Annotated in this window: 20 protein-coding genes; 7 read left to right on the top strand and 13 right to left on the bottom strand. The window is 71.9% G+C overall.

Annotated features, from left to right (window positions below; all coding sequences use genetic code 11):
• Positions 1–79: 79 nt before the first annotated feature.
• From ASD18_RS08130 to ASD18_RS08120, 3 genes are all read left to right on the top strand, one after another.
• Positions 80–2,557, top strand: coding sequence for a phosphoketolase (locus ASD18_RS08130; RefSeq protein ID WP_056089111.1), 2,478 nt, complete (start codon positions 80–82; stop codon positions 2,555–2,557).
• 82 nt (positions 2,558–2,639) lie between these two features.
• Positions 2,640–4,712, top strand: coding sequence for a phosphate acetyltransferase (gene pta, locus ASD18_RS08125; RefSeq protein WP_056091819.1), 2,073 nt, complete (start codon positions 2,640–2,642; stop codon positions 4,710–4,712).
• Positions 4,709–6,004, top strand: coding sequence for an acetate/propionate family kinase (locus ASD18_RS08120; RefSeq protein ID WP_235522293.1), 1,296 nt, complete (start codon positions 4,709–4,711; stop codon positions 6,002–6,004). The genes pta and ASD18_RS08120 overlap by 4 nt, the downstream gene beginning before the upstream one ends.
• 7 nt (positions 6,005–6,011) lie before the next feature.
• Here the strand turns inward: ASD18_RS08120 and ASD18_RS08115 are convergent, their stop codons facing one another.
• The 9 genes from ASD18_RS08115 to ASD18_RS08075 form a co-directional block, all read right to left on the bottom strand.
• On the bottom strand, positions 6,012–7,643 hold the full coding sequence (locus ASD18_RS08115; protein WP_056089109.1) for a succinic semialdehyde dehydrogenase: 1,632 nt from the start codon (positions 7,641–7,643) through the stop codon (positions 6,012–6,014).
• Between the two features lie 40 nt (positions 7,644–7,683).
• Complete coding sequence (gene ptsP, locus ASD18_RS08110) at positions 7,684–9,360, bottom strand: phosphoenolpyruvate--protein phosphotransferase (protein WP_056089106.1); 1,677 nt, start codon at positions 9,358–9,360, stop codon at positions 7,684–7,686.
• Complete coding sequence (locus ASD18_RS08105) at positions 9,357–9,629, bottom strand: HPr family phosphocarrier protein (protein WP_056089102.1); 273 nt, start codon at positions 9,627–9,629, stop codon at positions 9,357–9,359. Before ASD18_RS08105 ends, ptsP begins: the two co-directional genes overlap by 4 nt.
• A 42-nt stretch (positions 9,630–9,671) precedes the next feature.
• Positions 9,672–10,655, bottom strand: a complete 984-nt coding sequence (locus ASD18_RS08100) for a 1-phosphofructokinase family hexose kinase (protein ID WP_056089099.1) — start codon at positions 10,653–10,655, stop codon at positions 9,672–9,674.
• A gap of 86 nt (positions 10,656–10,741) precedes the next feature.
• The gene (locus tag ASD18_RS08095) at positions 10,742–11,176 is read right to left on the bottom strand and encodes a PTS sugar transporter subunit IIA (protein ID WP_056089096.1); all 435 of its coding nucleotides are present in this window, start codon (positions 11,174–11,176) and stop codon (positions 10,742–10,744) included.
• A complete protein-coding gene (locus tag ASD18_RS08090; RefSeq protein WP_056089093.1) occupies positions 11,173–12,798 on the bottom strand; it encodes a PTS mannitol transporter subunit IICB in 1,626 nt (541 codons plus the stop codon). The genes ASD18_RS08095 and ASD18_RS08090 overlap by 4 nt, the downstream gene beginning before the upstream one ends.
• A 58-nt stretch (positions 12,799–12,856) precedes the next feature.
• The gene (locus ASD18_RS08085) at positions 12,857–13,897 is read right to left on the bottom strand and encodes a zinc-dependent dehydrogenase (RefSeq protein ID WP_056089089.1); all 1,041 of its coding nucleotides are present in this window, start codon (positions 13,895–13,897) and stop codon (positions 12,857–12,859) included.
• 42 nt (positions 13,898–13,939) lie between these two features.
• Complete coding sequence (locus tag ASD18_RS08080) at positions 13,940–14,701, bottom strand: DeoR/GlpR family DNA-binding transcription regulator (protein ID WP_056089085.1); 762 nt, start codon at positions 14,699–14,701, stop codon at positions 13,940–13,942.
• Between the two features lie 291 nt (positions 14,702–14,992).
• Positions 14,993–16,117 carry a GuaB3 family IMP dehydrogenase-related protein gene (locus tag ASD18_RS08075; protein ID WP_056089081.1) on the bottom strand — a complete coding sequence of 375 codons (1,125 nt, stop codon included), beginning with the start codon at positions 16,115–16,117 and terminating at the stop codon, positions 14,993–14,995.
• 128 nt (positions 16,118–16,245) lie between these two features.
• Here ASD18_RS08075 and ASD18_RS08070 point away from each other — a divergent pair, with 128 nt between their 5' ends.
• Both ASD18_RS08070 and ASD18_RS08065 read left to right on the top strand, forming a co-directional pair.
• Positions 16,246–16,965, top strand: coding sequence for an exonuclease domain-containing protein (locus tag ASD18_RS08070; protein WP_056089077.1), 720 nt, complete (start codon positions 16,246–16,248; stop codon positions 16,963–16,965).
• A 112-nt stretch (positions 16,966–17,077) separates the two neighbouring features.
• Positions 17,078–18,652, top strand: coding sequence for a UDP-N-acetylglucosamine 1-carboxyvinyltransferase (locus ASD18_RS08065; protein WP_200938497.1), 1,575 nt, complete (start codon positions 17,078–17,080; stop codon positions 18,650–18,652).
• Here ASD18_RS08065 and ASD18_RS08060 read toward each other — a convergent pair.
• Positions 18,649–18,981 carry a MazG nucleotide pyrophosphohydrolase domain-containing protein gene (locus ASD18_RS08060; RefSeq protein ID WP_235522292.1) on the bottom strand — a complete coding sequence of 111 codons (333 nt, stop codon included), beginning with the start codon at positions 18,979–18,981 and terminating at the stop codon, positions 18,649–18,651. The two genes, ASD18_RS08065 and ASD18_RS08060, sit on opposite strands and share 4 nt — an antisense overlap.
• Before the next feature lie 38 nt (positions 18,982–19,019).
• A complete protein-coding gene (gene map / locus ASD18_RS08055) occupies positions 19,020–19,784 on the bottom strand; it encodes a type I methionyl aminopeptidase (protein WP_056089074.1) in 765 nt (254 codons plus the stop codon).
• Positions 19,785–19,850: 66 nt separating this feature from the next.
• Between map and ASD18_RS08050 the strand changes: the two genes are divergently transcribed.
• On the top strand, positions 19,851–20,123 hold the full coding sequence (locus tag ASD18_RS08050; RefSeq protein ID WP_056089071.1) for a helix-turn-helix domain-containing protein: 273 nt from the start codon (positions 19,851–19,853) through the stop codon (positions 20,121–20,123).
• Here ASD18_RS08050 and ASD18_RS08045 read toward each other — a convergent pair.
• Positions 20,109–20,588: an Lrp/AsnC family transcriptional regulator gene (locus tag ASD18_RS08045; RefSeq protein WP_056089068.1), complete on the bottom strand. Its 480-nt coding sequence runs from the start codon at positions 20,586–20,588 to the stop codon at positions 20,109–20,111. The genes ASD18_RS08050 and ASD18_RS08045 overlap by 15 nt on opposite strands.
• Positions 20,589–20,685: 97 nt before the next feature.
• Here ASD18_RS08045 and ASD18_RS08040 point away from each other — a divergent pair, with 97 nt between their 5' ends.
• Positions 20,686–21,159, top strand: coding sequence for a DUF2000 domain-containing protein (locus ASD18_RS08040; RefSeq protein ID WP_056089063.1), 474 nt, complete (start codon positions 20,686–20,688; stop codon positions 21,157–21,159).
• On the opposite strand, the gene guaB is transcribed toward ASD18_RS08040, so the two are convergent.
• Complete coding sequence (gene guaB, locus ASD18_RS08035) at positions 21,156–22,667, bottom strand: IMP dehydrogenase (protein ID WP_056089060.1); 1,512 nt, start codon at positions 22,665–22,667, stop codon at positions 21,156–21,158. The genes ASD18_RS08040 and guaB overlap by 4 nt on opposite strands.
• Between the last annotated feature and the right edge of the window lie 19 nt (positions 22,668–22,686).

The following is a 22,686-nucleotide window of genomic DNA, read 5'->3' as shown; positions in this document are numbered from 1 at the left end:
GTCCTCCGGGTGCGACGGGCCCCGACGCAAGGCTGACACCGGACCGGCGAACTGCCGGAACGACGACTGGGGAGCGCGCATGAGCACGACGACGTCGCAACGCGGCACGTGGCGGACCGGGAGCGGGGACGCTCTCGACGCCGAGACCCTCAACCGCATCGACCAGTGGTGGCGAGCTGCCAACTACCTGTCGGTCGGCCAGATCTACCTGCTGGACAACGCGCTGCTGCGCGAACCGCTGACGCGCGACCACGTCAAGCCGCGCCTGCTCGGGCACTGGGGCACCACCCCCGGTCTCAACTTCCTGTACGCGCACCTCAACCGCGCGATCGCCGAGCGCGAGCAGTCGACCATCTACATCACGGGTCCCGGCCACGGCGGCCCCGGCCTCGTGGCCAGCGCCTACCTCGACGGCACGTACTCCGAGTACTACTCGGACATCACCGAGGACACCGAGGGCATCCACCGGCTGTTCCGGCAGTTCTCCTTCCCCGGCGGCATCCCCAGCCACGTGGCCCCCGAGACCCCGGGGTCGATCCACGAGGGCGGCGAGCTGGGCTACGCGCTGAGCCACGCCTACGGCGCCGCGTTCGACAACCCGGACCTGCTGGTCGCCACCGTCATCGGCGACGGCGAGGCCGAGACCGGCCCGCTGGCCACCAGCTGGCACTCGAACAAGTTCGTCAACGTCGAGAACGACGGGGTCGTCCTGCCGATCCTGCACCTCAACGGCTACAAGATCGCCAACCCGACCGTGCTGGCACGGATCCCCGAGGACGAGCTCGCCTCGCTCATGGTCGGGTACGGGCACAAGCCGCACATGTTCGTCGCGGGCTTCGACGACGAGTCGCACGAGGACATCCACCGCCGGTTCGCGACAATGCTCGACGAGGTGCTCGACGAGATCGCGGAGATCAAGCGCAGCGCGCACGCCGGCAACGAGCAGCGCCCGCAGTGGCCGATGATCGTGTTCCGCACCCCCAAGGGCTGGACCGGTCCGGACTACATCGACGGCAAGAAGACCACCGGGTCGTGGCGGGCGCACCAGGTGCCGCTGGCCAACGCGCGGGACACCCCGGAGCACCTCGACGTGCTGCGGCAGTGGCTCGAGTCGTACCGGGTCAACGAGCTGTTCGACGAGAACGGCAAGCTGCACGACGACATCCGCGCGCTCGCTCCCCAGGGGCACCTCCGGATGAGCGACAACCCGCACGCCAACGGCGGTCTGCTGCTCAAGGACCTGCGTCTGCCGGACTTCCGCGAGTACGCGGTGGACGTGCCGGTGCCGGGCGGCTCGATGAGCGAGGCGCCGCGCGTGCTGGGCGACTGGCTCACGGACGTCATCCGGCTCAACCCGGACAACTTCCGGATCTTCGGGCCCGACGAGACGGCGTCGAACCGCCTGCAGTCGGTGTTCCAGACCACGGACAAGCAGTGGAACGCGGAGTTCTTCGGCGCGGACGTCGACGAGCACCTGGCGCGCGCCGGCCGCGTGCTGGAGATGCTCAGCGAGCACCAGTGCCAGGGCTGGCTCGAGGGCTACCTGCTGACCGGCCGGCACGGCCTGTTCAACTGCTACGAGGCGTTCATCCACATCATCGACTCGATGTTCAACCAGCACGCGAAGTGGCTGAAGGTCACCGACGACATCCCGTGGCGCCGGCCGATCGCGAGCCTGAACTACCTGCTGTCCAGCCACGTCTGGCGCCAGGACCACAACGGCTTCAGCCACCAGGACCCGGGGTTCATCGACCACGTGGTCAACAAGAAGGCCGACGTCATCCGCGTCTACCTGCCGCCGGACGCCAACACGCTGCTGTCCACGTACGACCACTGCCTGCGCAGCCGGCAGTACGTCAACGTGGTCGTGGCGGGCAAGCAGCCTGCGCCGAACTTCCTGACCATGGACCAGGCCGTGGCGCACTGCACGCGCGGGCTCGGGATCTGGGACTGGGCGGGCTCGGAGGTGCCGGGCGAGAAGCCCGACGTCGTCCTCGGCGCCGCCGGTGACGTGCCGACGCTCGAGGTGCTGGCCGCGGCGGACATCCTGCGCCGCGAGCTGCCCGACCTCAAGGTCCGCGTGATCAACGTGGTCGACCTGATGCGCCTGCAGGACGCGCGGGAGCACCCGCACGGCCTGTCGGACGCGCAGTTCGACGGCCTGTTCACGGACGACAAGCCCGTGATCTTCGCGTACCACGGCTACCCGTGGCTCATCCACCGGCTCACGTACCGGCGCAAGGGCCACACCAACATCCACGTGCGCGGCTACAAGGAGGAGGGCACCACGACGACGCCCTTCGACATGGTCATGCTCAACGACCTCGACAGGTTCCACCTGGTCATCGACGTCATCGACAACGTGCCGCACCTGCGCACGGCCCAGGCCAACCTGCGGCAGAAGATGGTCGACGAGCGCCTCCGGGCCCGGGAGTACACCCGCGCGTTCGGCGACGACCTGCCCGAGGTCCGGGACTGGGTCTGGCCCGACGCGCAGGACGAGTCCGACTCCGGTCAGGTGGCGGCGACGCTGTCGACCGGTGGCGACAACGAGTAGCACCCCCACGTCCGTGGGGCGGGCGCCGCTGCCCGCCCCACGGTCCCGCACCAACCGCACCACCACATCGGAGACGCCCACCGTGGCCCGCAGCATCTACGTCACCTCCCCCGAGGGGGATTCCGGCAAGTCCATGGTCGCGCTCGGACTGGTGGACCTCCTGGCCCGCACGGTCCAGCGCGTGGGGGTGTTCCGACCCGTGGCGCGCTCGACGGACGTGCGGGACTACGTGCTCGAGCTGCTCCTGCAGCACGACGGCGTCGACCTCACCTACGAGGAGTGCGTCGGGGTCACGTACGAGCAGGTGCTCAACGACCCGGAGCAGGCGCTCGCGCAGATCGTGTCCCGGTACCACGACGTGGAGCGGCGCTGCGACGCCGTGGTCGTCGTCGGCACGGACTACACCGACGTCGCGGGACCCACGGAGCTGGCCTACAACGCCCGCATCGCGGCGAACCTCGGCGCCCCCGTGGTGCTCGTCATCAACGGCGGTCACCGCAAGCCCGCCGTGATCGCCCAGGTGGCCGACGTGGTCGTCACCGAGATGCACGCCAACCACGCGCAGGTGGTCTCTGTCGTCGCCAACCGCTGCGCCCCGGGCTCGGTCAGCGGCGTCCGCGACGCCCTGCGCGCCGGCACGGGTCTGCCGTCGTGGGCGGTGCCCGAGAACCCGCTGCTCACCGCGCCCACGGTCCGGCAGCTGTCGGAGTCCGTGCGCGGCACGCTCATCGCGGGCGACGAGTCCCTCCTCCAGCGCGAGGTGCTCGACGTCATCGTCGGCGCCATGTCCATGGAGCACCTGCTGGGCAAGCTGACCGACGGCGCCGTCGTGATCACGCCCGGCGACCGGTCCGACGTCCTGCTCGGGCTGCTCATGGCGCACCAGGCCGAAGGGTTCCCGTCCCTGGCCGGGATCATCCTCAACGGCGGGTTCCGCCCGGCGCCGCTGATCGCACGGCTGGTGAACGGCCTCGGGAGCAAGCTCCCGATCCTCAGCACCGAGCTGGGCACGTTCCGGTCCGCGAGCGCCGTCGCCGACACGCACGGCCGCCTCACCGGCGACTCGCAGCGCAAGATCGACACCGCGCTCTCCCTGTTCGAGCAGCACGTCGACGGCGCCGCGCTCCTGGCGGCGCTGGACGTGGAGCGGCCCGAGGTGGTCACTCCGCTGATGTTCGAGTTCGCCCTGCTGGACCGCGCCCGGGCGGACAAGCAGCACGTGGTGCTCCCCGAGGGCAGCGACGACCGGATCCTGCGCGCCGCGTCCACCCTGCTGCAGCGCGGGGTCGCCCAGATCACGATCCTCGGCGAGGAGCCGGCCATCCGCTCCCGTGCCACGGAGCTGGGCCTCGACCTCGACGCCGCCGCGATCATCGACCCGCACGACCCCGTCCTGCTCGAGAAGTTCGCCGAGGCGTACACCGAGATGCGCAAGCACAAGGGGATGACCGTCGAGCGGGCGCGGGAGATCGTCTCCTCGGTGTCCTACTTCGGCACGATGATGGTCCAGCTCGGCCTGGCCGACGGCATGGTCTCCGGCGCCGCGCACACCACGGCGCACACCATCAAGCCGTCGTTCGAGATCATCAAGACCTCCCCCGGCGTCGGCAACGTGTCGAGCGCGTTCCTCATGTGCCTCGAGGACCGGGTGCTCGTCTACGCCGACTGCGCGGTGATCCCGGACCCGACCGCGGAGCAGCTGGCTGACATCGCCATCTCGTCCGCGGGGACCGCCCAGCAGTTCGGCATCGAGCCCCGCATCGCGATGCTCTCCTACTCCACGGGCGAGTCCGGCTCGGGCGCGGACGTCGAGAAGGTCCGCACGGCGACCGCGCTGGTCCGGGAGCGTCGGCCGGACCTGTCGGTCGAGGGCCCGATCCAGTACGACGCCGCCGTCGACGCCTCCGTCGCCAAGACGAAGATGCCCGACTCGGCGGTGGCCGGACGCGCGACGGTGTTCGTGTTCCCCGACCTCAACACCGGCAACAACACCTACAAGGCCGTGCAGCGCTCCGCCGGAGCCGTTGCCATCGGCCCGGTGCTCCAGGGACTGCGCAAGCCGGTCAACGACCTGTCGCGCGGCGCCCTGGTGCAGGACATCGTGAACACGGTGGCGATCACGGCCATCCAGGCCCAGACGGAGACGCCCGCATGAACCCCCTCACCCGCCCGGTCCCGCACATGGCGCACGGAGCGCACGGCAGCGTGCTCGTCGTGAACTCCGGCTCGTCGTCCATCAAGTACCAGCTGGTCAACCCGGTCGGCGGCGAGGCGATCGCGTCGGGTCTCGTCGAGCGCATCGGCGAGAGCGAGGGGCTGGTCAAGCACACGTACGCCGGCAACACCACGGAGCGCACGGACGCGGTCCCCGACCACGGCGCCGGCCTGCGCGCGGTCCTCGCACTCTTCGACGAGGTCGGTCCGGACCTGGCCGAGGCCCACGTGGTCGCCGTCGGTCACCGCGTGGTGCAGGGCGGCTCGGTCTTCGGGTCCCCCGTGATCGTCGACGACGACGTCGTCGCGCAGATCGACGCCCTCGCGCCGCTGGCGCCGCTGCACACCCCGCCGAACCTCACCGGTATCCAGGTGGCCCGCGAGCTGCTGCCGGACGTGCCCCACGTGGTCGTGTTCGACACGGCGTTCTTCCGCACGCTGCCCGAGGCGGCGGCCACCTACGCGATCGACCGTGCGGTGGCCAAGGCCCACGACGTGCGGCGCTACGGGTTCCACGGGACGTCGCACCAGTACGTGTCGGGCAAGGTGGCGCGGGTGCTCGGCCGCCGGCTCGAGGACATCAACCAGATCGTGCTCCACCTGGGCAACGGCGCGTCGGCGTCGGCCGTCCGCGGGGGCGTCGCGGTGGAGACGTCGATGGGCATGACACCGCTGGAGGGCCTGGTCATGGGCACCCGGTCCGGCGACGTCGACCCCGCCGTGCTCATCCACCTGCAGCGCAACGCGGGCATGTCGGTGGACGACATCGACGACCTGCTCAACCGCCGGTCCGGCCTCAAGGGGCTCGCGGGCGAGAACGACTTCCGCGAGCTGCACAAGCTGGTCGAGGCGGGCGACGAGGACGCGACGCTGGCGCTGGACGTGTACGTGCACCGGCTGCGCAAGTACATCGGCGCGTACCACGCGGTGCTCGGCCGGGTCGACGTCATCGTGTTCACAGCCGGTGTCGGCGAGAACGACGACATCGTCCGCGCCCGCGCGCTCGAGGGGCTCGAGGCGATGGGCATCGCGGTCGACCTGGAGCGCAACGCCGGTCGCAAGAAGGAGCCGACGATCATCTCGCCGGACTGGGCCAGCACGCTGGTGATGGTGGTGCCCACCAACGAGGAGCTCGCCATCGCCCGCCAGGCGGTCGCCACCGTCGAGGCGGCCGGCTACGAGGGCACCAGCGACGAGTCGGACCCGGCGCCGGCGGCCGCGGGGCACGCCTGACGGGTCGCTACGGCAGCCGCAGGGCCTTGAGCGTCCGCAACACCTCGGTGTAGACGCGGGGCCACGTCTCGGTGCCCAGGTCGAACATCCGGTGCAGACCGACGCCGGGGCCACCGAGCACCCCGTGCACGCCGTGCTGGACCGCCACGGTCTGCACGCGGGTGCTCGCCCACAGGCCCTCGCGGCCGTGCCGGCTGCCGATGCCTGACGCTCCGACCCCGCCCTGCGGCGCCCCGACCGAGCCCCACGTGGCCACGTAGCCCTCGTTGACGTTCACCGTGCCTACCCGGACGCGCTCGGCGAGGGCCGCGCCGCGGCGGGTGTCGGCCGTCCAGATGCTCGCGTTCAGGCCGAGGTCGCTATCGTTCATCGCCGCGACTGCCTCGTCGTCGGAGGCCACCCGGGAGATCGCCACGACCGGCCCGAACGTCTCCTCGCGCACCAGCCGCGCCTCGTCCGGCACGTCGGTGAGGATCGTCGGCTCGTAGAACCACGGCCCGACGTCCGAGCGGTGCACCCCGCCGGCCAGCAGGGTCGCCCCGTGCCCGACGGCGTCCTCGACGTGCTCGACGACCGTGGCCAGCTGCGCGGCCGAGGTGAGCGACCCGATGTCCGAGCGGTAGTCCAGCCCGGAGCCGAGACGCAGCGCCTTGGTGCGCCGGACGAACGCCGCGGTGAACGCGTCGGCCACGTCCTCGTGCACATAGATCCGCTCGATGCTCACGCAGACCTGCCCGGCGCCGACGAAGCAGGCGCGCACGGCCCCCTCGGCGGCGACCTCCACGTCCACGTCGTCCGCGACGTACATCGGGTTCTTGCCGCCGAGCTCCAGGGTGGCCGGCACCAGCCGCTCCCCCGCGTGCGCGGCGACGACCCGGCCGGTGCGGGTGGAGCCGGTGAAGCTCACGTGGTCGACGTTCTCGACGACCGCCGCCCCGACCGTCGGCCCGTCACCGACGACCACCTGGAGCAGCCCGCCGGGCAGCCCGGCGACCTCGAGCAGCTCCGCGGCCCACAGCGAGGTCAGCGCGGTCTGCGGGTCGGGTCGCAGGATGACCGCGTTGCCGGCCACCAGCGCGGGAAGCACGTCTCCGAGCGTGAGGGTCAGCGGGAAGTTCCACGGGGCGATGATGCCGACGACGCCGACCGGGTGCCGCAGCACGCGCGTCGTCGTCAGGCCCGGGATGAGGCCGGGGACCCGGCGCGGCGCGAGGTAGCGCCCGGCGCGTGCGGCGTAGTGCCGGGCCACGAGCGCGATGTCGCAGACCTCCTCGAACGCCGAGGCGCGCGCCTTGCCTGACTCCACCTGGATGAGGTCGAGCACGTCGCTCTGCCGCTCGAGCACCAGGTCGTGCACGCGGGACAGGACCGCGGTCCGCTCGCGCAGCGGTCGGGCCGCCCACAGCCGTTGGGCGGCGCGCGCCGCCTTCGCGGCGCGCGCCACGTCGTCCGGCGTGGACAGCGGGATCGCGGCGATCGGCCCCCCGGTGAACGGGGCGTGCGACGTGAACGTCCCGGCCTCGGCGGACGAGACCACGCGGCTCAGGAGCGGACGGACGTCGTCCGGCTCGAGCACGTAGGTCGCGAGCGGGTCGGTCTCAGGGTCGTGGAGCTCGATGTGTCCCGGGTCGTGCGCCATACCGGCGAGAGTACGCGCGGGGATCCGGGATCCTGCGCCCTCACACGCCCAACGTCTCCCGCACCTCCGGGTGCACCAGGGCGAGGACGGCAGCGCGCCCCTCGCCCGCCGACTGGGCCGCGAGCGCGGCGGCGGCCATCGTCGCGCACTCGGCGGACGTGTGGTGCCGCAGCGCGTACCGGACCGCCGGGATGGCGCCGACCGACATCGACAGGCTGGTCACCCCGAGCCCGACGAGCACGAGGGCCAGCACCGGGTCCGACGCCGACTCCCCGCACACCCCGACGGGCTTGCGCGCCCGCAGACCGGCCCGCGCGGTGCTGTCCACCAGGTCGAGCACGGCCGGCTGCCACGGGTCCAGCAGGTCGGCCAGCTCGCCGCGGAGCCGGTCGCTCGCCATCGTGTACTGCGCGAGGTCGTTGGTGCCCAGCGAGACGAAGTCCACCTCCGCGAGGATCTCCCGCGCGCGCAGGGCAGCAGCCGGGACCTCGATCATCACCCCGACGATCGCGATCCCCGCGGCCCGCGCCCGGCTGGCGAAGTCGCGCGCCTCGGCGGGCGTCGTGACCATCGGCGCCATCACCCACGGCGTGGTGCCGGTCTCGGTCTGCGCGCGGGCCAGCGCCTGGAGCTGCGTGTCCAGCAGCTCCGGGTGCGAGCGCACCAGGCGGTAGCCGCGCACACCCAGCGCCGGGTTCTCCTCGCCCGCCTGCGTGACGAACGGGAGCGGCTTGTCGGCACCCGCGTCGAGCGTGCGCACCACGACCTTGCCGCCCGCGAACGCCTGCAGGACGCGGCTGTACTCGGTGACCTGCTCGGCCTGCGACGGGGCCGTCGCGCGCCCCAGGTAGAGCACCTCGGTGCGGAACAGCCCGACGCCCTCGGTGGGGACGGCGCTCGCCCGGTCGGCGTCCTTGCCGGTGCCGATGTTGGCCATCAGCTTCACGGCGTGACCGTCGGCGGTCGCTCCGGGGGCGGTGTCCGACTCCAGCGCGGTGGCCGCCGCACGGCGCGCACGCGACTGCTCCCGGATCTCCGGGCCCGGGTCGAGCGTGACCGTCCCGGCGACGGCGTCCACGGCCACCTCGGTGCCGGGCTCGAGGTCCATGATCCCGGTCGTCCGGACGATGCACGGGATGCCGAGCTGGCCGGCGATGATCGCGGTGTGGCCGGTGGGCCCGCCGCGCTCGGTGACGATCGCGAGGACCTGGCGGACGTCGAGCTCGGCGGTGTCGGCCGGTGCCAGGTCGGCCGCGACGACGACGCTCGGCTCGGTGAGCGGAGGGACGCCGGGCTCGTCGAGGTCGAGCAGCACCGCGACGACGCGGTCGCGGACGCTGCGCAGGTCGGTCACCCGCTCGGCCAGCGCCCCGCCCGCGGCGGTGAACATGTCGACGAACCGCGCGATGGCGCGGTCGACGGCCTCGGCCGGGGTCTCCCCCGCGGCGACGCGCTGCTCCGCCTCGGCGCGCAGCGCGGGATCGGCGGCCATCTGCGCGGTCGCGCCGAGCACGGCCGCGAGCGCACCGGTCGCTGCTCGCGCGCGGCTCTCGAGGGAGCTCGCCACCTGGTCGAACGCGGGGCCCAGCTGCGCGGGGTCGCCGCCGCCCTGGGCCGGGATGACAGGCGACGGGTACGCCTTGGCGACCGGCCCGACGACGAGCCCGCGGCCCACCCCCACGCCGACCAGGGTGCGGCGTCCGGCGTCGACGCTCATACGTCGGCGTCCAGGTCCGTGGCCAGCAGCCCGACCAGGGAGTCCAGCACGTCGTCGGCCTGGGGCCCGTCCGCGGTCAGGACGACCTCCTCGCCGTGCCCGGCGGACAACGTCATGACCATCAGCACGCTGGCGGCGTTGACGGGCGAGCCGCCCTGCTTCGCGATGGTGACGGGGATGCCCGCGGCACCCGCGGCCTGCGCGAACACGGAGGCGGGGCGCGCGTGCAGGCCCTGGGCGGAGGCGATCGCGACGGTGCGTTCGGTCATGGCAGGTCTCCTTGAATCAGCGGAACGAGGAAGCAGGGGGTCTCAGGCGAGACCGGCGGGGGCGGTCCGGAACAGGTCGACGGGCTCCAGCGCCGGGTCGGGTTCGGCGACGACCTGCACGGCGGCGAGGTCGAGGTCGTCCGGTCCAGGGATGGCGCTGCCCGGCAGCCCGACGGCCGCGCGGCCCCAGGCGACGGCGGCCCGCAGGCGTTCGATCGGCTCGCCGTCGGTGGCGAGGAAGCCGGCGAGCGTGCAGTCCCCGGCGCCGACGGTGCTGCGGGGCACGATCGGCGAGCCGCCGGCCCACCAGCTCCGCGTCGCCGTGACGAGCAGGGCACCGTCGGCGCCGAGCGACACCAGCGCGCTGTCGTGCCCGCGGGCGAGCACCGACCGGGCGCCCGCGACGATGTCCCCGACGGTGGTCAGGGACGCGCGGAGCACGTCGCAGAGCTCGTCGAGGTTCGGCTTGAGCAGCGCGGTGCCGCCCGCCTGGACCGTCGCGTCGAGCGCCTTGCCCGAGGCGTCCACCGCCACCGGGATGCCGCGGGCGGCGGCCGCTGCGACGAGCCGAGGGTAGAGGTCGGCGCCCGCACCGCGCGGCACGCTCCCGGCGAGCACCAGCCAGGAACCGGCCGTACCCGCGACGTCCAGCTCGCGCTCGACGGCGGCCACGAGCGCCGCGGCCTCGTCGTCGTCGAGCGTCGGACCTGCGGCGTTGACCTTGGTGGTCACACCGCGGGCGTCGACGACCGCGACGTTGCTGCGCGTGGCGCCCCGCACCGGGACGGCCCGGGCGGCGACGCCCAGCCCGCCGAGCAGCTCGACCAGCTCGGCGCCGTCGGCTCCGCCGACCGGCAGGACGGCGCGCGTGGGGATGCCGTGCCGGGCCAGCGCCCGGGAGACGTTGATGCCCTTGCCGCCGGCGTGCACGTGCGTGCCGTGCGCGCGGGTGACCTCGCCGACCGCGAGGACGTCGACGTCGAAGGTGCGGTCGAGGCTCGGGTTGGGGGTGACCGTGATGATCAAGGTGTGCTCCGTCGAAGTGGTGGTCCAGGGGTGCCGAGGCCCCGGCGCGTCGTGCCCGCGCCGGGGCCTCGGCCGTCAGTCGGTGCTCACGTGTTTACCCGCTGGACGATGTCGTACAGCTCGTCCGCGGTCGACGCGTCCAGGACGCGGCGTACCTCGTCCTCGTCGGCGAAGATCACCGCGATCTTGCCGAGGATGCCGAGGTGCTCGTCGTTGACGCCGGCGATCCCGACGACGACCCGCACCGGGTTGCCAGCCCAGTCGATCGGCTCGTCGTACCGGACCAGGCAGAGCGCCGAGCGGACGATCGCGTCCTTGGCGGCGTTCGTGCCGTGCGGGATCGCCAGGTAGTTGCCCATGTAGGTGGACACCGTGCGCTCCCGCTCGGCCATCGCGTCGAGGTACTGCGCAGTGACCGCGCCCGACGACGCGAGCAGCTCGCCCGCCTCCCGGATCGCCTCGTCGCGGGTGGTCGCCCGCCCCGACGCGACGACGAGGTCCCTGGTCAGGATGTCGCTCACGATGCCGTGGCTCCGTCCCCGGCGCCCTCCTTGACCTCCTGCACGACGGAGTCGTACACGGGGCTGTTCATGAAGTTGTCCACCGAGACGTGCCGCGAGCTCGGCGCGTGCTTGCGTGCACGGTCGGTCAGCTCGCGCTGGCTGATCACCAGGTCGGCGTCGTCCTGCAGGTTGGCGACGGCCTTGTTGACCACCGTCACGCCTTCGACGCCGGCCTTGCGCAGCTTGTCCCGCAGGACGCTGGCGCCCATCGCGCTCGACCCCATGCCGGCGTCGCACGCGAACACGATCGACCGGATCGGCCGGACCGCCGTGGCCGTCGTCGTGCCACCGGCCGCCAGAGCGGCCTCGGCCTGCTCCGCGGTGTGCTGCTCGACGACCAGCGCGCTCAGCGCCGCGCTGCTCTTGCCCTTGTTCGCCTCGGTCTGCGCGATCGCGGCACTGAGGTCGCCGCTCTCGCCCGCCGCGAGGTCACGCTTGCGCGTGGCCCGCAGGATGACCGCCGCGATGAGGAAGGACACGGTCGCGGAGAGCACGACCGACAGGATCACGCCGGGGAAGCTGCCTCGGGCCGTCTGCGCGAAGACCGCGAAGATGCTGCCCGGTGCCGCCGGTCCGACCAGCCCGCTTCCCATGACGACGTTCGTCCCGATGCCCGTCATGCCACCGGCGATCGCCGCGATGATGAGGGTCGGCTTCATGAGCACGAACGGGAAGTACACCTCGTGGATGCCGCCGAAGAACTGCACGATGATCGCGCCCGGGGCGGTCGACCGCGCCGCACCGACACCGAGGAGCGTGTAGGCGAGCAGGATGCCCAGGCCGGGGCCGGGGTTGGCCTCGACGAGGAACAGCAGAGACTTGCCCTGCTCGGCCACCTGCGCCGCGCCCAGGGGCACGAGCACGCCGTTGCCGATCGCGTTGTTGAGGAACAGCACCTTGGCCGGCTCCACGATCACGCTCATGAACGGCAGGATGTGGTTGTCGGCCATCAGCTGGACGATGTCGCCGAGCCACGTGCTGATCTGGGTCACGATCGGGGCGACACCGTAGAACGCGGCGACCGAGAGGGCGCCACCGACGATGCCGGCCGAGAACATGTTGACGAGCATCTCGAACCCGGGCCTGATCTTGCCGTCCCAGAGCGAGTCGATCTTCTTCATGATCCAGGCCGACAGCGGGCCGAGGATCATGGCGCCGAGGAACATCGGGACCGTGCTGCCGACGATGATGCCGACCGTCGCGATGGACGCGACGACCCCGCCGCGCTCGCCGTAGACCATCCGGCCGCCCGCGTTCGCGATGAGCAGCGGGAGCAGGAAGGTCACCATCGGGCCGACGAGCCCGAGGTACTGGTGGAACGTCGTGCCGTCCTCGGCCATGACGAGCTGCGTCGCCGCACCCGACCATGCGCCGGGCAGGTCGGCGTTGCCGAACCCGCCGAGCACGCCGTTCGGCAGCCAGCCGACGGCGATGAAGAGTGCCGTGATCAGGCCCCATGCCAGGAATGCCGGCAGGTTGGGCATGATCATGCCGGTCAGGAATGCACCGAACCTCTGGACATGGACCTGGGCGGCCTTGCCTCGGGACACGGGTGGAGCACCTGCTGTCGTGGTGGCCATGCGTGGCTCACTCCGCTCTGTGATCGTCGTTGATCTGATGGAAAGACGGTCGCGATCGTCAGGGTTCGATCGTGACCTTGATGCCCGCTCCCGAGCGGACGATGTCGATGCCCTCCGCGACGCGGTCGAGCGGCAGCCGGTGCGTGATCAGGTCGGCCACGGGGACGCGGCCGTCGGCGATCATGGCCAGCGCCTGCTTGTTGTGGTCGGGGCTCGACCCGTTGGCACCCATGAGCATCAGCTCCTTGTAGTGCACGACGTTGGAGTCCAGCGTGATCGTCGGCTTGTCCTTGGGCAGTCCGCCGAAGAGGCTGAACCGACCGCGCGGGGCGAGCATCTGGAGCGCCTGCTCCTGGGCGGCACCGGAGGCCGCGGCGGTGATGACGACGCTGACGCCCTTGCCTCCGGTCAGCTCGAGGACCGCCGCGACCGGGTCGACCTCGGCGGCGCAGATCGCCGCGTCGGGCTTGACGACCTCGGCGGCGAGGTCGAGTCGCTCGCGGCTGAGCTCCACGAGGTAGACCGTCTCGGCACCGCGTGCCCGGGCCAGCCGGACGTGCAGGCAGCCGATCGGGCCGGCGCCGACGACGACGACGGTGTCGCCGTCGTGCACGTCGACGAGCTCCTGTGCGTTGATCGCGCACGCGAACGGCTCCGCGACGGACGCCTCGGCGAAGCTGACGCCGTCGGGGATCCGGTTGAGCCCGTCCACCTTGAGCACCGCCGGCGGGACGATCATGAAGGGCGCGAACCCGCCCTCGAAGTCGTAGCCCATCGACACCTGGTTCGGGCAGATGGTCATGAGACCGGAGGTACAGAACTCGCAGTCGCCGCACGGGATGGCCGCGATGACCTGCACGCGGTCGCCCGGCGCCCAGCCGGTCACGCCCTCGCCGACCTCGACGATCTCGCCCGCGATCTCGTGGCCCATGACGCGGGGCGGACGGATGCGCTGGTGGCCCGAGGTGGAGATCTTCACGTCGGTGCCGCACATGGAGCAGGCGCGGACCCGGATCTTGACCTCGCCGGCGCCGGTCGTCGGCTCGGGGGCGTCCTCGGTCCGGACGTCGCCGGGGGCGTAGAAGCGGAAGACCTTCATCGTTCTCCTTCGATCGGTGCTGTGTTGTGCTGCGGTGTTCAGTCAGGCCCGGACCACGCGTGGTCCGGCGGACTCGATCTCGTCGGCGAGCTCGGCGTCGATGCCGGTGTCGGTCACGAGGGTGTCGACGGCCGACAGGGGCGCGACGATGGCGAGGTCGGACCGGCCGACCTTGGTGTGGTCGGCCAGGACGACCGTGCGCCGGCCCGCGGCGACGAGCGCGCGCTTGACCGCGGCCTCCGCCAGGTCGGGCGTGGTCAGCCCGTTCTCGACGGTCAGGCCGTTGGTGCCGAGGAACGTGGTGTCGACGCGCACGTCGGCCAGGGCACGCTCGGCCCACGTGCCGACGGCGGCGAGGGTGCGTCCGCGGATCGTGCCGCCGACGACGTGCAGGGTGATGTTCGGCCGGGTGGCCAGCACGATCGCGACCGGCAGCGCGTGCGTGACGACGGTGAGCTCGCGGTCCTGCGGGAGCATCTCGGCCAGCCGGACGGTCGTGGTGCCGGCGTCCAGGATGATCGCGCCGCCGTCGGGAAGCTCGTCGAGCGCCGCCTTGGCGATCCGCTCCTTCTCCCCCGCGAGCATGCGCTCGCGGTCGGCGATGCCAGGCTCGAAGCCGAGCCGCTCGACGGGGATCGCCCCGCCGTGCACGCGCCGCACGAGGCCGAGCCGCTCGAGGGCGCTCAGGTCGCGGCGGACGGTCTCCGGGGTGACGTCCAGCTCCGCCGCGAGGTGGGCGACGTCGACCCGGCCGTCGGCGCGCGCACGGAGCAGGATCTGCTGGTGCCGCTCCTGTGCGTACATGCGCTGCGCTCTCCGTCCGGTCCCGGCACGACCGATGTCTCCGTCGGGTGCCGGCAGGCGTCGTCGGTGACGCCTGCCGTGGAGCAGCATGCAGCAGCGAAGCAAACAACGTCAAGCAGACTCGGACTCAAACAGAGCCAAACCAACATTTGCTTCTCGCGCATAGCAGGTCGAAACACAGATGCACCAGGACTTCCGACCGACCCGTCGAGAGAACCGACCCGTTCGGACATGCAGAGACGCCCGGAGCAGCGTCTCCGGGCGTCTCCGGGCGTCTCCGGGCCGTGACGGTCAGTGCGGCTGGTACGGGCTGACGACGACCTCGACCCGCTGGAACTCCTTGAGGTCCGAGTAGCCGGTGGTGGCCATCGCGCGGCGCAGGGCGCCGATGAGGTTCAGCGTGCCGTCGGCCGTGTGACCGGGCCCGAACAGGATCTGCTCGAGCGACCCGGCGGTGCCCACCTCGACCCGCTCGCCGCGGGGCAGCTGCGGGTGGTGCGCCTCGGGACCCCAGTGCCAGCCGCGACCGGGCGCCTCGGTGGCCCGCGCGAGTGCGGCGCCGAGCATGACGGCGTCCGCGCCGCACGCAACGGCCTTGACCAGGTCGCCGGAGCGCCCGACGCCGCCGTCGGCGATCACGTGCACGTACCGGCCACCGGACTCGTCGAGATAGTCGCGCCGCGCGGCTGCCACGTCAGCGACGGCCGACGCCATGGGAGCGTGGATGCCCAGCGACAGGCGCGTGGTGTGCGCGGCGCCGCCGCCGAAGCCGACGAGGACGCCCGCCGCACCTGTGCGCATGAGGTGCAGGGCCGCCGTGTAGGTCGAGGCGCCGCCGACGATCACCGGGACGTCCAGCTCGTAGATGAAGCGCTTGAGGTTGAGCGGCTCCGCGCGGCCCGAGACGTGCTCGGCCGACACGGTGGTGCCGCGGATGAGGAAGAGGTCGACGCCGGCGTCGACGACGGTGCGCCAGAACTCGTTGGTGCGCTGCGGCGACAGGGCGCCCGCCACGGTGACGCCCGCGGCGCGGATCTCCTTGAGGCGTGCCGTGATCAGCTCCGCCTGGATCGGCGCCGCGTAGATCTCCTGCATGCGGGCGGTGGCACGGGCGCTGTCGAACGTGGCGATCTCCGCGAGCAGCGGCGCGGGGTCCTCGTAGCGGGTCCAGAGGCCCTCGAGGTCGAGCACGCCGAGCCCGCCGGCCTTGCCGAGGGCGACCGCCGTGGCCGGGCTCATCACCGAGTCCATCGGGGCCGCGATGATCGGCAGGTCGAAGTGGTAGGCGTCGATCTGCCAGCCGACCGAGACCTCCTCGGGGTCACGGGTCCGCCGCGACGGGACGACCGCGACGTCGTCGAAGGAATAGGCGCGGCGTCCGCGCTTGCCGCGGCCGATCTCGATCTCGTTGCTCACCCGGCCAGGCTACCGGGGTGCGGGGTGCGGACCCGAAACCGCGGCACGCGGGCGGCCCTCCCGGGCGATGTCGGACCTCGGTGCGAGTCTGGCTCTGCACGCACCACGCAGGACGAGAGCGGGACACGATGAGCTGGACGGACGGGCCTCTGCTCGGCTTCGACACCGAGACCACGGGCATCGACGTCGACAACGACCGCATCGTCACCGCCGCGCTCGTCCGCCGCGACGCCTCCGGCACGCACGTCCGCAGCTGGCTGATCAACCCCGGGGTCGAGATCCCCGAGGCGGCCGCCGCCATCCACGGCGTCAGCACGGAGCACGCCCGCGAGCACGGCCGGCCGCCGCGCGAGGCGCTCGAGGAGATCGCGACCGACCTGGCCGAGGCCTTCCGCGGTGGCGTCCCGGTCGTCGCGTACAACGCCGCGTTCGACCTGTGCCTGCTGGACGCGGAGCTGCGGCGGCACCGTCTGCGGACGTTGCCGGACCGCCTGTGCAGCGATGCCCGTCCCGTCATCGACCCGCTCGTGCTCGACCGCGCGGAGGATCAGTTCCGGCGTGGCAAGCGCAAGCTGGTCGACCTGTGCGGCTACTACCAGGTGGTCGAGTCGGGGAACCTGCACACCGCGGACGTGGACGTCGTCGCGACGCTCGACGTGCTCGAGCGGATCGTCGGGCGGTTCCCGCACCTGGCCGCGCTCGACCTCGACACGTTGCACGAGTACCAGTCCACGGCACACCAGGCCTGGGCCGAGGGGTTCAACGCGTGGCGCGCTGAGCAGGGCTTCGACGGGCCCGGCGCCTCGGACGTGTGGCCGACGCGTGAGCCCGTCGGGACGCTCTGGTGAGATGCGCGTCATATCGCGGCTGAGTTCGAGGCGCACCGACGTGACGGATCTGACCGATTCGATCGCCCGGCCCAACGTGGCAATATCTCATCCATGAGTTAGCGTCTTCCCCATGACTACGACGACCACCCCGGTTCCGACGAGCACCGGATCCCTCCCGATCATCGAGGACCAGCTCGCGCACGTCGGCTCCCTCGTCCGCTCCGCCCGCCAGCACCGCGGCCTCACCCAGGCCCAGCTGGCGGAGCGCCTGGCCACCAGCCAGTCGGCGATCCACCGCATCGAGCAGGGCGCGCAGAACGTCAGCCTGGAGATGCTCACGCGCATCGGGGCGGCGCTCGACTCCCCCATCGTCACGCTCGGCGGTCCGCAGCGCACCCACCTGCGCGTGCACGGCGGCCAGACCCTGAGCGGCCGGATCGACGTCAACACCAGCAAGAACGGGGCCGTCGCGCTCCTGTGCGCCTCGCTGCTCAACCGCGGCACCACCCGGCTGCGCAACGTCGCCCGCATCGTCGAGGTGGACCGGATCGTCGAGGTGCTGCGCTCGATCGGCGTGCGCGCCACCTGGTCGACCGACGGCCGCGACCTGGAGATCGTCGTCCCCGAGCACCTGCAGCTCGAGGCGATCGACGTGGACGCCGCCCGTCGCACCCGCTCGATCATCATGTTCCTCGGCCCGCTGCTGGGCCTCGAGGACGAGTTCCGGCTGCCGTACGCCGGCGGCTGCGACCTGGGCACCCGTACCGTCGAGCCGCACCTGATCGGCCTGCGTCCGTTCGGCCTCGACGTCACGGCCACCGCCGGCGACTACCACGCCCTGGTCACCCGCGGTGCCGCGCAGAACCTCGCGGTCGTCCTCACCGAGCGCGGCGACACCGTGACGGAGAACGTGATCATGGCGGCCGCCCGGCGCGAGGGCATCACCACCATCCGCAACGCCAGCTCCAACTACATGGTCCAGGACCTGTGCTTCTACCTGGAGCTGCTCGGTGTGCGGATCGACGGCATCGGCACCACGACCCTGCGCGTGCACGGGCTGGCGGACATCGACGCCGACGTCGAGTACGCCGTCTCGGAGGACCCGGTGGAGGCGATGAGCCTGCTCACCGCCGGCATCGTCACCGGCTCGGAGGTCACGGTCGGTCGCGTGCCCATCGAGTTCATGGAGATCGAGCTCGCGACGCTGGCCGAGATGGGCCTGCGCTTCACCCTGTCCGACGAGTACGCCGCCGCCAACGGCCGCACCCGCCTGGTCGACGTCACGGTGCACCCCAGCGAGCTGCGCGCGCCGATCGACAAGATCCACCCGATGCCGTTCCCCGGTCTGAACATCGACAACCTGCCGTTCTTCGCGGCGATCGCGGCGTGCGCGGAGGGCTCCACCCTGATCCACGACTGGGTCTACGAGGGCCGCGCGATCCACCTGACCGACCTGACCCGCCTCGGCGCCGACGTCCGCCTGCTCGACGCCCACCGCCTGCAGGTCTCCGGCCCGACGCACTGGTCCGGCGCCGAGGTCTCGTGCCCGCCGGCCCTGCGCCCCGCAGTGGTCATCCTGCTGGCGATGCTCGCCGCCAAGGGCACCTCGGTGCTGCGCGACGTCGACATCATCGCCCGCGGGTACGAGCAGCTGCAGGACCGCCTGGTGCAGCTCGGCGCGCAGATCGAGACCTTCCGCGACTAGCCCTCGGGTGTGGCGGGGCCGGCCAGGTGCGTCCGGAGGTCCGCCATCGTCCGCCCGAACGCCGCCTCCAGGTCGACGTCGTACGCGTCAGCCAACGACATGACCGACCACAGGCAGTCCGCGAGCTCGTGCGCCAGCGCCTCGTCGAGGTCGGCGCGCGGCCGCACGCCTGCCTTGCCCTGCACCAGCTTGGCCAGGTCACCGACGTCGCCGAGGAACCCGAGCATCAGCTCCTCCGTGCTCCAGCTGCGCCCGAACCTCTCGGCCTCGCGCGCGGCGTAGGCCGCTCGGACCGCACGCGCCTGCGTCTGCATCTCCCCGAAGTCCACCAGCTCAGTATCGAGGGACCGCACGCGCCCGCGGGCGACTACGCCGTCAGGACGATCGGCCCGTCGTCGGTGATCGCCACGGTGTGCTCGCTGTGCGCCGTTCGCGCGCCGGTCGCACTCCGCAGGGTCCATCCGTCGCGGTCGGTGACCAGCGTGGCGGTGTCCACCATGACCCACGGCTCGATGGCCAGCAGCAGGCCAGGGCGCAGGACGTACCCGCGTCCGGGTCGGCCGGCGTTCGGGAGGTGCGGGTCCTGGTGCATGGTCGACCCGACGCCGTGCCCGCCGAAGTCGGTGTTCACCGGGTAGCCGGCGGCGGTGAGCACGCTGCCGATCGCGTGCGACAGGTCACCGATCCGCGCGCCGGGGACCGCTGCCGCGATGCCGACCTCGAGTGCCCGACGCGTGGTCTCGATCATGCGGAGGTCCGCGGGGTCGACCGCGTCCCCGACGACGAAGCTCACGGCCGAGTCGGTGACGATGCCGTCGAGCGACGCCGCGAAGTCGAGGGTGAGCAGGTCACCGTCGCGCAGCGCGTAGTCGTGCGGGAGCCCGTGCAGCACGGCGTCGTTCACCGACGTGCAGATGACGTGACCGAAGGGTCCGCTCCCGAACGAGGGGGCGTAGTCGACGTAGCTGGACACCGCGCCGGCCTCGGCGATCAGCTGCGCCACCCAGGCGTCGATCTCCAGCAGGTTGGTGCCGACGGTGGTGCGCTCCTGCATCTGACGCAGGGCGCCGCCGACGAACGCTCCACTGGCGCGGGCACGCCCCAGCTCCGCGGGGCTGAAGAGCTCGATCATGGGAACCACCTTGCACGGTAGGGATAGGTATACCGGTAATCATATCCCGGGATTATCATTGGCGTCATGGTCCGACTGCCCCTGTCCCCCACCGAGGTCGAGCGCGGCGAACGCCTCGGCGCGCTGCTGCGCCAGGCGCGCGCCGACCGCTCCATGGTCGAGGTGGCGCTGACGGCAGGCATCTCACCGGAGACGCTGCGCAAGATCGAGACGGGACGCGTGCCCACCCCGTCGTTCTCGACGATCGCCGCGATCACCACCGCCCTGGGCATCTCGCTCGACGACGTGTGGGCGGCGATCCGTGAGGACGCCGGAGCGAGCCGGCTAGTCGCGTCCTAGCGCCGGGACCGGCTCGACGACCCCGCTGCGCAGGTGCTCGTACACGATCGACGTCCGGACGTCGGCGACCTCGGGCCGCTCGGTGAGCCGGTCGATCACGAACGCGTAGAGCCGGTCGTTCCCCGCCACCGCCACATGCAGCAGGAAGTCCTCCGACCCGCTGGTGACGAACACGCCGATCACCTCAGGCAGCGCCGCCGCCCACGTGCGGAACCCCTCGATGTTCTGCCGCGTGGGAGGCCGGACCCGCAGCGCGATGAGCGCCTGCACGGGTCGACCGATCTCCGCGAGGTCCACGTCGAGGACCGCCCCGCGGATGACGCCGCGGTCCCGCAGCGAGCGCGTGCGGTCCAGCGCGGTGGTCGGTGACACCCCCACCGCGGCCGCGACGTCGCGGTTGGTCCGCCGTGCATCCACCTGCAGCTCTCGCAGGATCGCCGTGTCAAGTGCGTCAAGATGCGCCATCCGGCCACTCTATCCGCATGTCATACGGACTGATTGATAGCGCACCGAATGCATGCCTACCCTTCTCATGTCCTGACGTACGAACGAGGAGCACAGCATGTCGATCGACACCCCGACACGAGTCGGCTTCGAGCCCGACGAGATCCGCACGGGTGAGCCGACCCGGGCCGCGCGCCTGAAGTGGGTGGTGGTGGTCGACGAGTCGCTGCCGCCGGGCCGCGCGGCCAACGCGGCCGTCTGTGTGTCGGCCGCGACCTCGAGCGGGGTCGACGGCTTGCTCGGTCCCACGGCCCGGGACGCCACGGGCTCCGACCACCCCGGGCTCCCCTGGGCCGGCTGCTCGGTGCTCTCCGCCTCGGCCGACCAGCTCGCGCAGGTCCGCGCGAAGGCCGCCGCCTCCCTGGGGGTGTTCGTCGCGGACATGCCGGCGTCGGCGCAGCACACCCGCGTGTACGACGAGTACCTGGCCGAGGTGGCGACCGCTGACGCGCCCGCGTACTACGCGGTCAGCATCGTCGGGCCGCGCAACCGCGTGGACAAGATCGTCGGGAAGCTGCCCCTGCTCCCCTAGCGGCCGGTGTAGTTGGGCGCCTCGACCGTCATCTGGATGTCGTGCGGGTGGGACTCCTTGAGGCCGGCCGCGGTTATCCGGATGAACTGCCCACGGTCCTGGAGCTGCGGGATCGTGTGCGCGCCGACATAGAACATTGACTGGTGCAGCCCACCGATGAGCTGGTGGGCCACCGCCGACAGCGGTCCGCGGTACGGCACCTGGCCCTCGATGCCCTCGGGGACGATCTTCTCGTCGGAGGACACGTCGGCCTGGAAGTACCGGTCCTTGGAGTAGGAGATGCGGCCGCGGGACGCCATGGCCCCGAGCGATCCCATCCCGCGGTAGTGCTTGAACTGCTTGCCGTTGACGAACACGAGCTCGCCCGGCGACTCGTCGCACCCGGCCAGCAGGGAGCCGAGCATCACGGTGTCCGCACCGGCGACCAGCGCCTTGGCGATGTCCCCGGAGTACTGCAGGCCGCCGTCGCCGATGACCGGCACGCCGGCCGGCTTGCACGCGCGGGCGGCGTCGTAGATCGCGGTCACCTGCGGCACCCCGACGCCGGCGACGACGCGGGTGGTGCAGATGGAGCCCGGCCCGACACCGACCTTGACCGCGTCGACCCCCGCGTCGACCAGCGCCTGCGCGCCCGGCGTCGTCGCGACGTTGCCGCCGATGACCTGGACGTGGCGGGTCGACGGGTCGGACTTGAGCTTGCGCACCATGTCGAGCATCAGGCGGGCGTGCCCGTTGGCCGTGTCGACGACGAGCGCGTCCACCCCGGCCTCGACCAGCGCGGTGGCCCGCTCCCACGCGTCCCCGAAGAACCCGATCGCGGCACCGACCACCAGCCGGCCCTCGCCGTCCTTCGTCGCGTCCGGGTACTGCTCGGACTTCACGAAGTCCTTGACCGTGATCAGCCCGCGCAGGATGCCCGCGTCGTCCACCAGCGGGAGCTTCTCGATCTTGTGCTTGGCCAGCAGCGCGGCCGCGTCGTCGCGCGCGATGCCGACGGGCGCGGTGACCAGCGGCATCGGCGTCATCACCTCGCGGACGCGGCGCGTCTCGAACTCCTGCGGCGGCACGAACCGCAGGTCGCGGTTGGTGATGATGCCGAGCAGCAGCCCGATCTCGTCGATGACGGGCAGCCCCGACACGCGGTAGATGCCGCAGAGGTGGTCCAGCTCCGCGAGCGTCGCGTCCGGGCCCACCGTCACGGGGTCGGTGATCATGCCGGACTCGGAGCGCTTCACGAGGTCGACCTGGTGGGCCTGGTCCTCGATGGACAGGTTGCGGTGCAGGATCCCGATGCCGCCCTGGCGCGCCATGGCGATGGCCATGCGCGACTCGGTGACGGTGTCCATCGCAGCGGACAGCAGCGGGACGCGCACGGAGATCTCGCGCGTCAGGCGCGAGGAGGTGTCCACCTCGCTCGGGATGACGTCCGTCTCCCCCGGCAGGAGGAGCACGTCGTCGTAGGTGAGCCCGATGCGGGCGAACGGGTCGGCAGGCGAGTGCTCCGTCATCCGGCAAGGATACGCGGGC

The sequence above is a fragment of the Cellulomonas sp. Root137 genome (assembly GCF_001426725.1).
Classification (GTDB): domain Bacteria; phylum Actinomycetota; class Actinomycetes; order Actinomycetales; family Cellulomonadaceae; genus Cellulomonas.
This window is presented reverse-complemented; position numbering and strand designations above follow the sequence as displayed.

Coding starts and splice junctions, on each gene's coding strand:
- ptsP (WP_056089106.1), bottom strand. CDS start 9,360: ATGAGCGTCGACGCCGGACGCCGCACCCTGGTCGGCGTGGGGGTGGGC.
- ASD18_RS08120 (WP_235522293.1), top strand. CDS start 4,709: ATGAACCCCCTCACCCGCCCGGTCCCGCACATGGCGCACGGAGCGCAC.
- guaB (WP_056089060.1), bottom strand. CDS start 22,667: ATGACGGAGCACTCGCCTGCCGACCCGTTCGCCCGCATCGGGCTCACC.
- ASD18_RS08070 (WP_056089077.1), top strand. CDS start 16,246: ATGAGCTGGACGGACGGGCCTCTGCTCGGCTTCGACACCGAGACCACG.
- ASD18_RS08050 (WP_056089071.1), top strand. CDS start 19,851: ATGGTCCGACTGCCCCTGTCCCCCACCGAGGTCGAGCGCGGCGAACGC.
- ASD18_RS08115 (WP_056089109.1), bottom strand. CDS start 7,643: ATGGCGCACGACCCGGGACACATCGAGCTCCACGACCCTGAGACCGAC.
- ASD18_RS08045 (WP_056089068.1), bottom strand. CDS start 20,588: ATGGCGCATCTTGACGCACTTGACACGGCGATCCTGCGAGAGCTGCAG.
- ASD18_RS08040 (WP_056089063.1), top strand. CDS start 20,686: ATGTCGATCGACACCCCGACACGAGTCGGCTTCGAGCCCGACGAGATC.
- ASD18_RS08130 (WP_056089111.1), top strand. CDS start 80: ATGAGCACGACGACGTCGCAACGCGGCACGTGGCGGACCGGGAGCGGG.
- ASD18_RS08065 (WP_200938497.1), top strand. CDS start 17,078: ATGACTACGACGACCACCCCGGTTCCGACGAGCACCGGATCCCTCCCG.
- ASD18_RS08090 (WP_056089093.1), bottom strand. CDS start 12,798: ATGGCCACCACGACAGCAGGTGCTCCACCCGTGTCCCGAGGCAAGGCC.
- ASD18_RS08085 (WP_056089089.1), bottom strand. CDS start 13,897: ATGAAGGTCTTCCGCTTCTACGCCCCCGGCGACGTCCGGACCGAGGAC.
- map (WP_056089074.1), bottom strand. CDS start 19,784: ATGATCGAGCTCTTCAGCCCCGCGGAGCTGGGGCGTGCCCGCGCCAGT.
- ASD18_RS08105 (WP_056089102.1), bottom strand. CDS start 9,629: ATGACCGAACGCACCGTCGCGATCGCCTCCGCCCAGGGCCTGCACGCG.
- ASD18_RS08080 (WP_056089085.1), bottom strand. CDS start 14,701: ATGTACGCACAGGAGCGGCACCAGCAGATCCTGCTCCGTGCGCGCGCC.